We start from the raw sequence: 1024 nt of genomic DNA on the forward strand, positions 1-1024 counted from the left end.
TTCAGGAAGGCAACATCGGCCTGATGAAAGCGGTAGACAAATTCGAATACCGTCGCGGATACAAGTTCTCGACCTATGCTACCTGGTGGATTCGTCAGGCTATTACCCGCTCCATTGCGGACCAGGCCAGAACAATCCGTATTCCGGTTCACATGATTGAGACCATCAATAAGTTGAACCGTATTTCCAGACAGATGCTACAGGAGATGGGCCGTGAGCCCACTCCCGAGGAACTGGCTGTTCGGATGGAAATGCCAGAAGACAAGATCCGCAAGGTACTGAAAATCTCCAAAGAGCCTATCTCCATGGAGACACCGATCGGTGACGATGAAGATTCCCATCTGGGTGACTTTATCGAAGACGCGACGATTCAGTCCCCTATCGATCGTGCTACCGGTACAGGTCTGAAAGAATCTACCCGCAACGTGCTGTCTGGCCTGACAGCTCGTGAAGCGAAGGTTCTGCGCATGCGCTTTGGTATCGACATGAACACAGACCACACTCTGGAAGAGGTGGGCAAGCAGTTCGACGTTACCCGTGAACGTATCCGTCAGATCGAAGCCAAAGCTCTGAGAAAACTGCGTCACCCAACGCGCTCGGATCACCTGAGAAGCTTCCTGGACGAGTAATATCTTCCTGCCCTCAAGTGCCAGAAAAAACCGCACTTCTCAGCTTTGAGAGTGCGGTTTTTTTATGTCTACCCATCATCATCTGATTAAAGTAAACCGCCTATCGTTGGTCGCTCTGCTAACAAGGGTGTCCATTTCACTGACCTATATATGAACTCTTAGCTGCCTCCTGCCATCTAATGTTTAACAGGTCGCGCGCAACCTCGGCCCACACCAGAGGCTTCTGCGTAATACCAACAAGGTTCTTTTCAGGGAGGTAAAAAGTTATGGATCGATTACAAGCTCTGTTACTGACCAGCCTGCTCTTTTTTTCTGCACAGGTTATTGGTGGGGAATTCTCACCCGGCTACCCGGCGGCATACCGCCACTTCCCAGAGCTGGCAGGTGCACTTGAT

Annotated in this window: 1 protein-coding gene; it reads left to right on the plus strand. The window is 50.8% G+C overall.

The window, feature by feature from the left end; all coding sequences use genetic code 11:
• Window positions 1-629 (plus strand): sigma-70 family RNA polymerase sigma factor (locus KDK16_RS07845; RefSeq protein WP_257275458.1); only part of this gene is annotated, 629 nt, incomplete at its 5' end.
• Between the last annotated feature and the right edge of the window lie 395 nt (window positions 630-1024).

Source organism: Endozoicomonas sp. SESOKO4, assembly GCF_024606275.1.